A 14795-nucleotide genomic window follows, 5' to 3' on the forward strand; every position below is an offset into this window, starting at 1 on the left:
AAAAATCAAGAAATACCTTAAGTCTTGGTCGGTAGTGATGGTGGGGCAGAGCTAGGCGGGTGGTCGATCTGTGTCAGAGTGTGGTGCACGACTTTGGCCTGAGGCGCAGCTTATTGTTTAAATAAGTGGCGTGCCACGCCACTGACTTCAGGGTGAAGGGCGTATATATTGCCGGCCTGTGGGTATTGCTCCAACTCCGCGGGTGTCATGGCAAGGCGCGCCGTGGTGATGAACAAAGTGTTCAGGTCAGGCCCACCAAAGCAACAACTGGTGGGACGTGGCACCGGCATGGCGACGCGATCAATCAAATGCCCCTTGCTGTCATAGTGCAGAAGGCACGCGCCATTGAACTGGCAAACCCACAAGCCTCCTGCCTGATCCAGTGCGATGCCATCGGGACGGCCTAGTTCCACCGGAGTCCGTGCAAACAGGGTTACTGTCCTTAGCTCGTCGCTCTCTAAGGAGTAGTCAGCTTTAAAGATGGCGCAGGCGACCGAATCTACAAAAAACAACGTGCTGCCATCAGCTGACCAAGCCAAGCCATTGGGCAAGGCTATGCCTGTGTGAATCAGTTGGGCTTGGAGCGCGCTGTCATAGCGATAAAGCGCACCTGTTTTGCCGCTTCGTGTCTCATCCATCAGGCCGGTGACAAATCGCCCTTGCGGATCGCAGGCCCCATCATTGAAACGATAGCTTGCCGTCTCGTGCACAGCGGCACTCTGTCTGGAGATCGTGCCGGTTCTGGTATCCAGCATGCAGACACGGGTGTTCTCTGTAAAGACCAGATTACCGTGATCGCTTAGTGCCAGCGCGCCGATTCGGGCCGTGGATTGGTAGACAGTGCTGAGACTTGCCTGTGGTGTCAGGGCTTTGATTTGCCCTTGGGTGATATCCACGAAGTACAAAAGACCGGTGCTTGTATCCCAGACTGGGCTTTCTCCTAGCTCGGCCTGGGCCGGGGCAATCTGGCGCAAACCGTAGTCATGAGGCATCGCCGAACTCCCGGATGCTTGGCCAGTGGTGGGCTACGTCTTCTACGCTGGCACATTCGATGCGGGCCAGATTCGTTGGGTAAACGACGCCTGGGTTTTCCTTAAAACGGGTAGCGGTGAACTGGCCGTTGCTGGCGCGCAGAATGATGCCGCTGTCTTGGCATAGGAGGCTGGCTAGATACAGCACGCCCGGTGCGACCCATTCAGGCTTGAGGTTTTCTGGTGCTTCTGTGATCCCCCACATGCGCGTCTTGGCCACCGGCGAGATCGCATTGACCAGGATGCCATGTGCTTTACCTTCCATACTCAGGGCATTCATGATGCCTAGCTGAGCCATTTTGCCCGCGGCATATGCCACCAGACCGGGCTGAGCATATTGCTCATACATGGCTCTATCGGAGGTATTCAGGACGATGCGTGGGGAGGACGATTGTTTCAGATGCGCCCAGGCGTGCTTGCTTAGCCAGACAGGTGCATGCACGTTGATACCCAGGGAGCGCTCCAAAAAGTCATTTTCCTGCTCCTCGATGGACTGGTAGCCCACCCAGCCTGCGTTGTGAATCAGTATGTCCAGCGCACCAAAGTGGGAGACTGCCAGTTCAATCAGTTCCTTGCAGCCGGCTTCTTGATCCAGGCGACCGCTATGGGTGATCAGCTGTCCCTTATTGGCTTGCAGGTTTTGGGCCGCTTGGGCAATCAGGTGTTGGTTCTCCCCTGCGCCGCTGCGGTCCGTACCCAGGTCGCTGGAGACTACGTATGCTCCCCTACCCAGCAGTGCCTGAACGTAGGCTAATCCCAGCCCTTGGGCGGCCCCGGTGACAATGGCAACCTTGCCCTTAAATAGCTCTGTGTTAGTGGCTTGTCCTTGCTTCATGGTGAGTTTCCTTGAGTCTGGTTATCACGATGATGAAGCGTTCAGATCTATCCGTAAAATATATTATTTGTTAGCGAATAATATCTAAATAGTCTCAATTGAGGTTTCCAGTGGCATAGCCTGGCGCACCTCCTCGATCAGCCTGTCCCGGATGGCACAAGAGCGATGTTCGTTCCAGGCCATCAGTAATTCCACCGAGCGCAGGGAGTCGGGAGCATCAACCACAATGGGCCGGAAAACCACGTCATCCCGCTTGTCTTGGGCCAGCGAGGCAGGCAGCAGAGCAAGCCCGAAGTTGCTGGCCACTAATGCCACCAGAGTCTGAAGTTGCCGTGCCTGTTGAGTAATGTGCGGAACGAAACCTGCCGCTTCGCAAAGCTGGATTAACTGATCATGAAAGCCTTGGCCCAAGTGTCGGGGCGAAGCGACGAAGGCTTCATCCCGCAGCGCAGCCAGTGGAACGGTTTGCAGATTTGCCAGATGATGCGCGGCTGGCAAAGCCAGCAAGACAGGTTCACGTAGGATGGAGACAAACCGCAGGCCCGGAGCAGTTCGACCCGGTGGCCGCATAAAGCCCAGATCGGCGCGGCCCTCTTCCAGGGCTTGGATCTGCTCCTGTGTGGTGGCCTCTTGCATGGTGAAGGACACGGCGGGGGACGCAGAGCGAAAGCGTCGCAGGGCATGCAGCAAGGTGCGATAGGGGGCGATGTTGATGAAGGTCAGGGTGAGATTGCCCTCGATGCCTTGGGCGACACGCCGCGACTGTTCGATGCCGGCCTCAAGCTGCTGCACTATCTGTTTGGCTGAATCCAGGAAACTAGCCCCGGCGGGCGTCAGTGCAACGTTGCGGTTATTGCGCTCGAAGAGCGTCGCGCCGATCTCCTGCTCCAGCCGACGAATGGCCTGGCTCAGTGGTGGCTGGGCCATGTGCAGACGCTGCGCAGCACGGTTAAAGTGCAGCTCTTCGGCCACGGCAATGAATTGATAAAGCAGGCGAGTTTCGACCATGAGAGGACGTGATTAGGGTTATCGATTTTTGATACTAACAAACGATGGATTAGGGAGCGTTGCCATCAGTCCAGCATAAAAAAAACCCGCCAAATTACTTGGGCGGGTTTTTTGGTCTCAGTGCGAGATTAGCTATTAGCTGCCTTCGCGCTTTTCTTTTCGATCTGCACCATGATGTAGCGCTGCTGGGCGATGGACAGGATGTTGTTCACGCACCAGTACAGAACCAGGCCGGCGGGGAAGAAGAACATCATGCCACCAAAGACCAGAGGCATCAGCATCATGACCTTGGCTTGCATAGGATCAGGCGGAGTTGGGTTCAGCTTGATCTGCAGGAACATGGTACCCATCATGATGGCGGGCAGAATCATCCATGGGTCGCGTACGGCCAAGTCGTGAATCCACAGGATCCAAGGAGCACCGCGCATCTCGACGCTGCCCAGCAGCACCCAGTACAGCGCGATAAACACAGGGATCTGAACCAGCATAGGCAAACAGCCGCCCAGCGGGTTGATTTTCTCGCTGCGGTACATCTCCATCATGGCGGCGTTCAGCTTGGCTTTGTCGTCACCGAACTTTTCGCGCAGTGCTTGCATACGAGGTGCAAACTGCTTCATTTTGGCCATGGAGCGGTAGCTGGCAGCCGACAGCGGGAAGAACACCAGCTTGATCAGCACGGTCAGGGCCACAATGGACCAACCCCAGTTACCCAGCAAGGAATGCAGCCAGGTCAGCAGCTTGAACAGCGGCTTGGAGATGATGGTCAGCCAGCCGTAGTCAACGACCAGATCCAGGCCCGTTGCCAGTTGCGACATCGCTTTTTGATCCTGGGGACCAACCCACAGGGCAGCGTCCACTGCCTTGCTTTGACCTGCAGCAATCGTGCCTACGCTCTCCAGCGTGCGGGCGGCGTACAGATTGTTGCCCAACTTCAGGACTTCATTGCTGCGCTGCACGTTCTGGGCAGGAACCCAAGCTGTTGCGAAGTAGTGCTGAACCATGCCGATCCAGCCGTTATCCACATTGTGGGCGTAGGTGGCCTTGTTCTTGTCGATATCCGAGAAGGTGATCTTCTGGAACTTGTCGCCACTGGAATAGATCACAGGACCGGTAAAGGTGCTGTACAGACGCGAGGAGTCAGCCGGGTTGTTGCCATCACGGGTCAGTTGCAGATACAGGCGCGGATCAATGGTCTCGCCGGTATTGTTCTGGATGTCGTGACGAACGTGGATGTCGTAGCGGCCCTTGTGCAGTGTGTAGGTCTTGGTGACTTTAACGTCGTCCGAAGTCGCCTCAAACACCACATCCAGCGTATCGCCCGTCATGTCGCGCTGGCTCGAAACCAGGGTGAACGGGGTCAGGTGGTTAGGCAGGTTCTGGCCGGCAGCGCCCACAATACCGGACTGAGCCAGGTAGGTAGAGGCAGGCGAGTTATCCAGCAACACCATGGGTTGCTCTGGGTTTTCGGGCGAACCGTACTTCAGCAACTCGGACTTGATCAGCTGGGCACCTTCTGTGCTGAAGCTGAGCTTGTAGACGTCGGTGGTGATGTCGATGGTCTGGGCCGAGGCGGACACCGCGCTGTTGCTGGTCGGCAAGGCAGCAGACGTAGTCGGCTCTTGCGCAGCGGGGACTCCCCCATTGGTGGCCGGTTCGGAGGCTGCCTGCGTTTCTGTAGCAACGGGAGTGGAAGCGAACAGCGATGGCTTGCCGTTATATTCCTGCCAGTTGTTCCACAGCAGCAGCAGTGCAAAGGAGAAGATCATCCATAGGATGGTGCGTCGGATATCCATAGCGCCTGTATCACATTTATAAAGCTGAGCAAAAGCTTAGCAGTTTAACGTAGCTGGTCAGCAAACAGGGGGTTGCCTTAAAAAACAAGGCGCAGACCAGGACGGTTTTAGAAAGTGTTGCGGTCTTCGGGCGTGCGAGCGGGCACAGGATCATGCCCCCCCTTGCACCAGGGATTGCAGCGGCAGATGCGTACACCACCCAGCCATAGGCCTTTGAGCGGGCCATGTATGTCGATGGCCTGCAAAGCATAGTTGGAACAGCTGGGGGTAAAGCGGCAGTTTCTACCGATCCAGGGACTCAGAAAAAACTGGTAAAAGCGGATCGGTGCCGAAGCCAGTTTGCGCATCATGGCCGTACCTTGGAAAACAAGGTGTCGGCCTCGGCGCGAACCAGTTGCTTTAGGGCGGTCAGCGACACCAGAGGTACTTTGCTATGCAGCCTAAAGACATAGGCAGCATTGGGCAAGCCTTCGCGTTTGTGGCGGAAGGTTTCGCGCAAAATACGTTTGATGGTGTTGCGGGTGACGGCGCGGTTGGCAAAGCGCTTGGGGACGATCAGTCCCAAACGAGCGCCTTCGGTCTGGTGTGGGTCCTCGCCTCGGGAGCGAGTGACCACGAACAAAGCCCCGCGACCTACACGCTGTCCTTTTAATGACTGCGCGTATTCGGTGGGGCTATGTAAGCGAGCCGTAGCTGGAAAGGAGGCACGCATGATGCGTAACGTGGGAGTCGGGCTTTAGAATATCCATTACCCTAGGCCACGCATCCCGACATGGCTTATACAGCCAGACGTTTACGACCTTTGGCGCGACGTGCGTTCAAAACAGCGCGGCCGCCGCGAGTTTTCATGCGAACGCGAAAACCGTGGGTGCGCTTGCGACGTGTAACGGAGGGTTGGTAGGTGCGTTTCATGGTGTATCCAAAAAAATGAGCCGCCAGAAATCGCAGAAAAGCTCCACCCCGGCAGCGCAAACGCTTGGGATCTGGCAACAGAAAATCGTGTTAAGCCCATCATTTCAGCAAATTCTTTCTGTTGTGTCAATTATTTAGCCCGATATTACGCAACTATATTTGTTAGCCTGTGGATAACTTGGCACAGCTCAGGGTAGAATCGAGGTTTACAGAAGTGATGACCGATGAATGAATTCTGGCAGTCCTGCGTTCAGAAATTGGAGCAGGAGCTTCCCCCCCAACAAATAAGTGCGTGGATACGTCCACTGGTTCCCCTGGACTTCGACAGCGAAGCCGGGGTGTTGCGCGTTTCTGCTCCTAATCGTTTCAAGCTGGATTGGGTCCGCAAGAATTTCGCCACTCGCATAGAGGAACTAGCTTCGGATTTCTACGAATGTCCCGTCACCGTTCAGTTTGAGCTGCCTTCAGCCAGTGCGGCACCGCGTCGTGCCCTGGCCGATCGTGCGGCCCCTGTCTCTGCAGGCAGCCCCGGCAGTGATAGCTTGGCTCCGCTTGCGTCCAACCCGGCAACAGCAGCCGTGGTGGATGCGGTGCCGGATCGCTCGCGCTTGAATGCCGAACTGACTTTCGATAATTTCGTAACGGGTAAGGCCAACCAGCTGGCACGCGCAGCGGCCTTGCAAGTGGCTGAAAATCCCGGTGTCTCTTATAACCCACTCTTCCTGTATGGCGGCGTGGGTTTGGGCAAGACCCACCTGATTCACGCGATTGGCAATGCGCTGGTCGCCAATGGTAATGGTGTGCGGGTTCGTTATGTCCATGCCGACCAATACGTGTCGGATGTGGTCAAGGCTTACCAGCGCAAAGCGTTTGACGAGTTCAAGCGCTACTACCATTCGCTGGACTTGTTGCTGATTGACGATATTCAGTTTTTCGCTGGCAAGAACCGCACGCAGGAAGAGTTTTTCTACGCCTTTGAAGCGATGGTGGCCCAGCGCAAGCAGATCATCATTACCTCGGATACGTATCCCAAAGAACTGGCCAATATTGATAGCCGGCTGATCTCGCGCTTTGACTCCGGCCTGACTGTGGCGATTGAACCGCCCGAACTGGAAATGCGCGTGGCGATTTTGCTGCGTAAAGCCCAGGCTGAAGGCATTGCCATGCCTGAGGAAGTGGCCTTCTTTATTGCCAAGCATCTGCGCAGCAACGTGCGCGAGTTGGAAGGGGCCTTGCGCAAGGTCTCGGCCTACGCCCGTTTTCATGGCCGCGATGTTTTGACGGTGGAAGTGTGCAAGGATGCACTGAAGGATTTGCTGTCGGTCTCCAATGGGCAGATCACAGTGGAAAATATTCAGAAAACCGTGGCTGATTTTTATAAAATCAAAGTCGCGGATATGTATTCCAAGCGCCGCCCCGCCAATATCGCCATGCCGCGTCAGGTTGCCATGTACCTGGCCAAGGAACTGACCCAAAAGAGTTTGCCGGAAATTGGCGATCTTTTCGGTGGTAGGGACCACACTACGGTGCTGCACGCGGTGCGCAAAATCTCGGATGCACGCACCAAGCAAGCCGAACTGAATCACGCATTACACGTACTGGAACAAACTCTCAAAGGATGACCATGCAACTCGTTCAAGCGACCCGCGACGCATTGCTAAAGCCCTTATCCACAGTTGTTGGCATTGTGGAGCGCCGCCATACTTTGCCGATTCTGGCCAACATCCTGCTGCGTAAAAACGGCTCTGATGTCTCTTTCCTGGCCACTGACCTGGAAGTGCAGATCACCACCAACGCCGATTTTGGCGTCAGTGACGATAATGCGGCTACGACTGTTGCGGCGCGCAAGCTGCTCGACATTCTGAAAGCTCTGCCTGATTTTGGCGATGTGCGCCTGGGCCTGGACAGCGGCAAGCTGACCATCCAGTCTGGCAAGAGTCGTTTTCAGCTGCAGACTTTGGAAGCCGCTGACTTTCCAGTGCTGAGTATGCCCGAGCAGTGGGACGTGTCTTTGAGCCTGCCCCAGCGCACGCTCAAGCACCTGTTCAATACCGTGCACTTTGCCATGGCCCAGCAAGACATCCGCTACTACCTGAACGGTATGTTGCTGGTGTTTGAGCCCGGCCTGGTACGTACGGTTACCACCGATGGCCACCGCCTGGCGCATAATGCCACCGCGATTGACGGGGTGCAGGAACGTCACGACATCATCGTGCCGCGCAAGACTGTGCTGGAAATGCAGCGTCTGCTAGGCGATACCGATGAACTGGTCAACATTGATGTGTCCAGTCGTCAGATTCGTTTCCGCTTTGGCGATGTGGAGCTGGTCTCCAAGTTGGTGGAAGGCAAGTTCCCGGACTTTGCCCGCGTGATCCCTTCCAACTACACCCGCCACTTCGATGTCAGCCGTGAAGTGCTGCAGGGCAGCTTGCAACGTGCTGCTATTTTGACCACCGACAAACTGCGTGGCGTGCGACTGCAACTGTCGCAGAACCAGCTGAAGATTTCTGCTTCCAACGCTGAACAGGAAGAAGCAGTCGAAGAGCTGGATATTGATTATGAACACGAAAGTCTGGACGTTGGCTTTAACGTCAGCTACTTGCTTGATGTGTTGGCCAGCATCAAGGACGAAACTGTCCGCTGGTCTGTGCAGCCCGATGCCAACGCTTCTGTGTTGATGACGCTGCCTGAGCAAGAAGAGTTCAAGTACGTGGTCATGCCGATGCGCATCTAATGCGGCATGTTCGACAGGTATGGCCCGCCGGGCCATACCCGCTTGAAGCAGACAGGCTATTACAAGGTTTTATGCTATGACCGATCAAACCACGACCACCCAGTCAGCCGATTACGGCGCTGATTCCATCAAAATGCTTAAAGGCCTGGAGGCCGTGCGCAAGCGTCCAGGCATGTACATCGGAGACACTTCCGATGGCACCGGCTTGCACCACATGGTTTTCGAGGTGGTGGATAACGCGATTGATGAGGCGCTGGCCGGTCATTGCGACGATATCGTCGTCACCATCCACTCCGACAACAGTATCTCGGTGTGCGATAACGGCCGCGGTATCCCAACCGATATCCACAAAGATGACGAGCATCAGCGCAGTGCTGCTGAAATCGTTATGACCGAACTGCACGCCGGCGGTAAGTTCGACCAGAACTCCTACAAGGTGTCTGGTGGCTTGCACGGTGTGGGTGTGTCTTGCGTGAACGCCCTGTCCGAATGGTTGTTGCTGACCATCTGGCGCAACGGTAACCAGCACGAGGTTGAGTTCCGCCGTGGTGAGCGCACTGCGCCCCTGGCGGTAACGGGCCCGGCTGGTGAGCGTACGGGTACTTGCGTGCGCTATCTGGCGGACGTGGAAATCTTCAGCAATATCGAATATCACCACGAGATTTTGGCCAAGCGACTGCGTGAGCTGTCCTTCCTGAATAATGGTGTGAAGATCCGCCTGGTTGACGAGATCCTGGGCAAAGAAGAAGACTTTGCCTTTCTGGGTGGAGTCAAAGGCTTTGTGGAATTCATCAACCGCAACAAGACCCCGCTGCACCCCAACGTGTTTAGCGTGGCCACGGAGTCCAATGCGGGCGGCACGGCCATGGTTAATGTTGAAGTGGCCATGCAGTGGAACGACAGCTACGCCGAAACCGTGCTGTGCTTTACCAACAATATTCCGCAGCGCGACGGTGGCTCCCACCTGACCGGTCTGCGTGCGGCCATGACCCGTGTGCTGAATAAGTACATCGCCGATAACGAACTGGCCAAAAAAGCCAAGGTCGATACCTCGGGCGACGACATGCGCGAAGGTCTGGTTTGTGTTCTGTCGGTCAAAGTGCCTGAACCTAAGTTCAGCAGTCAGACCAAAGACAAGCTGGTTTCCAGCGAAGTGCGTCCTGCCGTTGAAGAAGCAGTGGGTCGCACCCTGGAAACCTGGTTGCTGGAGAACCCCAACGACGCCAAGGCCTTGTGCGGCAAGATCGTAGAAGCCGCCCGTGCTCGTGAAGCGGCCCGTAAAGCCCGCGAAATGACGCGCCGCAAGAGCATTCTGGAAGGTGCAGGTCTGCCCGGCAAACTGGCCGACTGCCAGGAAAAAGACCCCGCATTGTGTGAACTGTACATTGTGGAGGGTGACTCCGCCGGCGGCTCGGCCAAGCAAGGCCGAGACCGTAAATTCCAGGCCATCCTGCCTCTGCGCGGCAAGGTACTGAACGTTGAAAAAGCCCGCTTCGATCGTCTGATTTCCAGCGAACAGATCACCACCCTGATCACCGCATTGGGTACCAGCATTGGCCCGGACTTTGATATCGACAAGCTGCGTTACCACCGCATTATCATCATGACTGACGCGGACGTGGACGGTGCTCACATTCGTACCCTGCTGCTGACCTTGCTGTACCGTCAGATGCCAGCCTTGATCGAACGTGGTTACGTCTACATTGCTCAACCGCCCCTGTACAAGGTTAAGGTTGGTCGCGAAGAAATGTATCTGCGAGACGATGCCGAGGAAGCGGAGTTCATGCTCAAGCTGGCATTACGTGATGCGGTGCTGACTCCTAAAGAAGGTGCCGACCCGATCATTGGTGAAGCCCTGTCCGACTACGCCCACCGCTACGTGAAAGCCAAGGGCGTGATGGAACGCCTGTCGCGCCACATGGACGGCGATGCTCTGTCGGCCTTGGCCGAAGGCGTGAAGCTGAATCTGGAGACTCAGGAAGCGGCCGAGAAAAGCGCGCAGGATCTGCAAGAAGTCCTGTTTAATGAAGTCACGCCTAATGTCGTCAAGACATTTGCCGCCTACGACGAGGCTAGTGAGTCCTGGCGCGTGATAGTGCAGCGACTGCATCATGGCAATATTCGCGTGACCGTCTTTGATCGCAACTTCATGCGTGGTGGCGATCACCAGACACTGGCTCGCGCCGGTGAGATCTTCGCCGGTCTGATTGGTGATGGCGCAATGGTTGCCCGAGGTGAAGGCGAGAAGCGTCGTGAAACCCAGGTGGATGATTTCCGTGACGTCATGCAATGGTTGTTGACCGAAGCCGAACGCGGCCTGAGCAAGCAGCGCTACAAGGGTCTGGGTGAGATGAACCCAAGCCAGCTGTGGGAAACCACCATGGACCCCACCGTGCGTCGCCTGTTGCGTGTTCAGATTGCTGATGCCATCGACGCGGATCAGATCTTCACTACCTTGATGGGCGACCACGTCGAACCCCGTCGTGCCTTTATCGAATCCCACGCCTTGCAGGCAGGGAATCTGGATATTTGATGAGTGTTGGTTTTGAGAATAGTTGGCCAAAAGTCGTGAGATAAGTTGGCCAGTGTTCTGGAAGTAAAAAAGCGGTCTACTTTTTAGTGGCCGCTTTTTTTGAGAGTTGTATTTTATTTGCGAGAAATTTTGATTTTGCAAATGGTGGTTGGTCGTTGCAGGGGGCAATAGCAGTTACGAGAGCCCGAAAATAGCAAAAATAATATTGCAGGGGGAGTCATGTCAACAAAGCAAAAGACAGGTCGTACGCGGCCAAGCAATCGACTTGTTGCTAAGGGTGGTGTTATCGAGCCATCATCGCAGGTGCTTCTCTTCAATCCTGACCAGTGGGAAGAGTTCATTTTGGCCGCTACTCGACAACGTACCTTGTCGAACGGAGCTCAGTATGCTTTTGTGAAGCGCCTTGGTGGTGCCGGTGATGGTGGTCGAGATGTTGAGGCGCGTTTTGTTTCGGACCTCAAGCGAGATGAGTGGGACCTTTATCAAGCAAAACACTACAAGAGTGGCTTGACGAAAAGTGACGCATACCCTGAGATGGCTAAGTTCTTTAAACAGTTGGCGCTGAAAACATATCCTCGCCCCAAGACCTACTATATATGCTGTCCTAGAGCCATCGGTAATGAACTTCACAATGCAATGTCCGCTGGTGCTGAGCCTTTTAAGGCTGCGTTTGTTACTGCTTGGCAGAACGAAACTCATGGAATGACAGGACGAGCTGCGGAGCTCACGCCGGAGGTCATGGCTGCTATCAATGATTTCGATTTTGGAAGATTTGTTGAGTGCCAAGTCAATGAACTCCTAACGTGGCACAAGCGCGACCAGGCTGCTCACAACGAGCTTTTTGGTATTGTCGCTGAGCGTAAAGATGATGACGAGGTCCCAGCTACGCCTGCCTCACATGAGGGTACCTATATCGAAGAGCTCATGAAGGTTTATACCGAGCATCAGCAGTCCCCAGTAACATTGAGTGATATGGATACTGGTGATTACGCAGAGCATTTTATGGCGCAGCGCCAAGTATTTTATTGTGCTGAAGGCCTTCAGCGATTTAGTCGAGACATTTATCCGGATGAGCCTGAATTCGAAAAACTGCTCAAAATGGTGCACGATGGAATACGTCCAACGGTTGCTCAACTGAAGCTCAAGTCGGGCATGGATAGACTTGATGCTGCCGTGGATAAGGCATCCTCTTTACAAGTTCACGAGAGTCGCCTATCGCCTCAACTACGCGGTGGTGACCTTCCTGGAACCTGCCACCATCTTGTAAACAATGGCAAGCTCACATGGGTCAAAAAATGAAGAAGAAATTTAGGGACATCGAAACTTTCAACTCGCCATTTGAGCTTGGCGTTCGGATGGTCTATCTGCTCAACTCATTTCAGCCGATGGGTGCAGACCTTCAGAAGCTAGTGCTACTTGACTATGCCATTGTTTACTCTGATGACCTCGGCGGGCCGGTTAGTCTGCATACGCCTGTTCCCTACCGAGGTGGCGAGTACTTGAGTCGTCGTGACATTATTGCGCAGGGCTTATATCTCATGAGTACTCGTGGCTTGGTAGATGCTGAGATGGACGAGACAGGCATTACTTATTTCGCTGGTGATGCCGCTAGGGCGATGGTTGGTGCACTTACATCACCCTACTTACGTGAGCTGGAAATGCGTTGCGAATGGGCGGCGACTAAATTCGCAAAACTCGATTCGCTGCAGATGACGGAGATGTTCGCACAACAAGGCCATCTCTGGGGTGCTGAGTTTGAGGGGATGGTGTGAGGCAATGGCAATAACACTGCAAAAACTTTCTGTAAAAGGACCTGCTGTTGTTCCGGCAGAGGTATCGTTTAATCCTGTTCGAACGCTTATTCTAGGACCTAGCGACACAGGCAAGTCGCACATATATGACTGTCTCTGGTTCTTGCTAGGAGGTACCACTGCACTTGAGCAGTTTCCTGAGTCGAGTGGGTATGATTCGCTCGAGCTACTATTCACCGATGGCGAGCAAGAGTATATGGTTCGCAAGGGAATGGCTGGTGGCATCGGTAAAGTTTTCGTCCGTATATATGAGTGCGGGGATAGCGAAGATAAGACGAGTTCTTGGGAGCCAGTTGAGCAAGATTTGGGCCAGCTTTTGGTCAAGCTGTCTGGGGCTGCGGGGAAATTGATTCTTCATAACCGTAGCAAGAAGGGGCCAGTTACGGGGGATGACCTGCGACACTGGACGTTGCTGTCCCAAACTAGCATGATTGCTAAAGAGCTTGCTAGTGGACCAAAACGAGACTCTCCAAAGCGTCTTGCATCCTTTTCGCTTTTTTTGTCCGGTCTTGATGACTCCGCTATTGAGACCTACCTGAGCCCTTCAGAGAAGGACAATATTGAGGGCCAGCTCAAAACAGCACAGGAAAGTTTGGAGCGTACAGCCGCAGGTATACCTGTCGAAGCTGACCGTATCGCAACTGCTGAGGCGCTTGGTCGAGTCGATGACGGCTTAGATAGACTTTCTACTCAACATGAGGCACGGTCCTCGGTGTTACGGGAGCTCCGACAGCGGATTTCAGTCGAGGGAAACCTGCTCAGTGAAGCGTCGACTCGCTTGGCCAGTGCTACCTCCATAAAAGAACGCTTCTTATTATTGGAGCAGAAATACTCTAGTGACATAGAGCGTTTGGGCGCAACCGCCGAAGGTATCGCATTTTTCGAAATACTGTCGGAGATACCTTGCCCGCTTTGCGATACGCCGGTCAAACAGCATATTAATCCTGCTGATTTGGGCTCTAATGCGCCCAAGAAGTACCGCGCAGCCATCGCTGCCGAAGTCGACAAGATTCGTACGCTGCGTGCAGGATTACAGTGCTCTGTTCTGTATGAGACGGAGCGTATAGAGAGTGCGGCAGCAGACGTTCAGAGACTTTCCAAGTCTTTGGAGAGTCTCGAACGAGAGGAAGCCGCAGTTCTTGTCACCGCAGGGGGTGAGTTCAATGTCGACCCACGTCAACTAGCGGAGCAGCATACATACCTGTCGTCGCTTCTGGGAGCTTTCGACGAAGTCGAGCGTTTGAATCAGGAAATTAAGCGGCTAACGGAAGCTAAGAAGCAGAAGAGAACGCCCCTGAAGCGAAACATAGGCTCGAATGGCGATGAGGTCGGAAAGTATGCTCACAAGATTCTCGACGCGTGGGGCTTTACTTCGATTCAATCCGTTCATGTTGATGCGGAGTCTGGTGACTTGATGCTCGATGGTCGCCGCCGAATTAGTTACGGTGCAGGCAAGCGAGGTATCTTCAGGTCTGCTTTCTCCATTGCTTTGATGAAGCATGCGCTTGAGAACGGATTTCCTCATTTGGGAACCGTTGTTCTTGATTCGCCGCTGAAAGCCTATGCCCAGAAGGTGTCGGACGATACTGACCGCGATATTCCTCTGGCAACCGTGAACGAGTGCTTTTACTCTTGGCTTTCAAAATGGTCAGGCCCTGGGCAAATAATAGTACTCGAAAACGAGCAAGCCTCTCCAGAGGTTATTGAGATTCTCAAAGCTACCATATTCACGGATGACTACTCAGTGGGTCGGCAAGGGTTTTATCCGCCAAGACCTGGTATTGGACATGCGCCTAAACATGGTTAAGAAAAGTGAGCGACAGAGCATCTAAGGATGGTTTTGGCTTCGATGACGTTGTACCGTCTTTGGTTTTAGATGTAGTGAAGACGTTACATGTTTAGCTCAGAAGATACAGACTAAGAGGCCGCTCTTGCCTATTTCGTAATTGTTGGATAACTTAAACATTAAGTAGTTTAAGCAGGTAATTGATTTTACTGACTATTTTCACAGTATTTTCCCGCCGTTCTGGGAGGTTGCCCTATTTATGAGAGGGTACTGAACAGGACGGGAGGGACAAAATGCTGTCGAAACACGTCGTTGAGGTAGTCAATTCAGAGGCTTGCGCTATGTCGCAGGT

At 54.2% G+C, this 14795-nt stretch carries 13 protein-coding genes; 6 read left to right on the forward strand and 7 right to left on the reverse strand.

The genetic code is table 11. The features are described from left to right. Positions 1-110 precede the first annotated feature (110 nt). The 7 genes from IE156_RS15830 to rpmH all read right to left on the reverse strand — a co-directional run bounded on the left by IE156_RS15830 (position 111) and on the right by rpmH (position 5579). Positions 111-992 carry an SMP-30/gluconolactonase/LRE family protein gene (locus IE156_RS15830; RefSeq protein ID WP_189393617.1) on the reverse strand — a complete coding sequence of 294 codons (882 nt, stop codon included), beginning with the start codon at positions 990-992 and terminating at the stop codon, positions 111-113. Continuing rightward, positions 982-1866 (reverse strand): SDR family NAD(P)-dependent oxidoreductase, encoded by an 885-nt coding sequence (locus IE156_RS15835; RefSeq protein WP_189393618.1) that lies wholly within the window; start codon positions 1864-1866, stop codon positions 982-984. Before IE156_RS15835 ends, IE156_RS15830 begins: the two co-directional genes overlap by 11 nt. An 84-nt stretch (positions 1867-1950) precedes the next feature. After that, complete coding sequence (locus IE156_RS15840; protein ID WP_189393619.1) at positions 1951-2874, reverse strand: LysR family transcriptional regulator; 924 nt, start codon at positions 2872-2874, stop codon at positions 1951-1953. 128 nt (positions 2875-3002) lie between these two features. Further along, the gene (yidC, locus tag IE156_RS15845; RefSeq protein WP_189393620.1) at positions 3003-4667 is read right to left on the reverse strand and encodes a membrane protein insertase YidC; all 1665 of its coding nucleotides are present in this window, start codon (positions 4665-4667) and stop codon (positions 3003-3005) included. A 107-nt stretch (positions 4668-4774) separates the two neighbouring features. Then, on the reverse strand, positions 4775-5017 hold the full coding sequence (yidD, locus tag IE156_RS15850; RefSeq protein WP_035269485.1) for a membrane protein insertion efficiency factor YidD: 243 nt from the start codon (positions 5015-5017) through the stop codon (positions 4775-4777). Then, on the reverse strand, positions 5014-5379 hold the full coding sequence (locus IE156_RS15855) for a ribonuclease P protein component (protein ID WP_373296547.1): 366 nt from the start codon (positions 5377-5379) through the stop codon (positions 5014-5016). Before IE156_RS15855 ends, yidD begins: the two co-directional genes overlap by 4 nt. 65 nt (positions 5380-5444) lie before the next feature. Beyond that, complete coding sequence (gene rpmH / locus IE156_RS15860; RefSeq protein WP_003800771.1) at positions 5445-5579, reverse strand: 50S ribosomal protein L34; 135 nt, start codon at positions 5577-5579, stop codon at positions 5445-5447. Between the two features lie 224 nt (positions 5580-5803). On the opposite strand from rpmH, the gene dnaA reads away from it, so the two are divergent. The 6 genes from dnaA to IE156_RS15890 all read left to right on the forward strand — a co-directional run bounded on the left by dnaA (position 5804) and on the right by IE156_RS15890 (position 14464). Beyond that, positions 5804-7201 carry a chromosomal replication initiator protein DnaA gene (dnaA, locus tag IE156_RS15865; protein ID WP_189393621.1) on the forward strand — a complete coding sequence of 466 codons (1398 nt, stop codon included), beginning with the start codon at positions 5804-5806 and terminating at the stop codon, positions 7199-7201. 2 nt (positions 7202-7203) lie between these two features. Further along, positions 7204-8313, forward strand: a complete 1110-nt coding sequence (dnaN, locus tag IE156_RS15870; protein ID WP_189393622.1) for a DNA polymerase III subunit beta — start codon at positions 7204-7206, stop codon at positions 8311-8313. A 76-nt stretch (positions 8314-8389) separates the two neighbouring features. Next, positions 8390-10846, forward strand: coding sequence for a DNA topoisomerase (ATP-hydrolyzing) subunit B (gene gyrB, locus IE156_RS15875; RefSeq protein ID WP_189393623.1), 2457 nt, complete (start codon positions 8390-8392; stop codon positions 10844-10846). 219 nt (positions 10847-11065) lie between these two features. Continuing rightward, complete coding sequence (locus IE156_RS15880) at positions 11066-12145, forward strand: ABC-three component system protein (RefSeq protein WP_189393624.1); 1080 nt, start codon at positions 11066-11068, stop codon at positions 12143-12145. After that, a complete protein-coding gene (locus tag IE156_RS15885; protein WP_189393878.1) occupies positions 12142-12618 on the forward strand; it encodes an ABC-three component system middle component 2 in 477 nt (158 codons plus the stop codon). The genes IE156_RS15880 and IE156_RS15885 overlap by 4 nt, the downstream gene beginning before the upstream one ends. Before the next feature lie 4 nt (positions 12619-12622). Beyond that, positions 12623-14464 carry a coiled-coil domain-containing protein gene (locus IE156_RS15890; RefSeq protein ID WP_189393625.1) on the forward strand — a complete coding sequence of 614 codons (1842 nt, stop codon included), beginning with the start codon at positions 12623-12625 and terminating at the stop codon, positions 14462-14464. Positions 14465-14795: the final 331 nt, after the last annotated feature.

This window comes from Alcaligenes pakistanensis (assembly GCF_014652815.1).
Lineage (GTDB): Bacteria > Pseudomonadota > Gammaproteobacteria > Burkholderiales > Burkholderiaceae_B > Alcaligenes > Alcaligenes pakistanensis.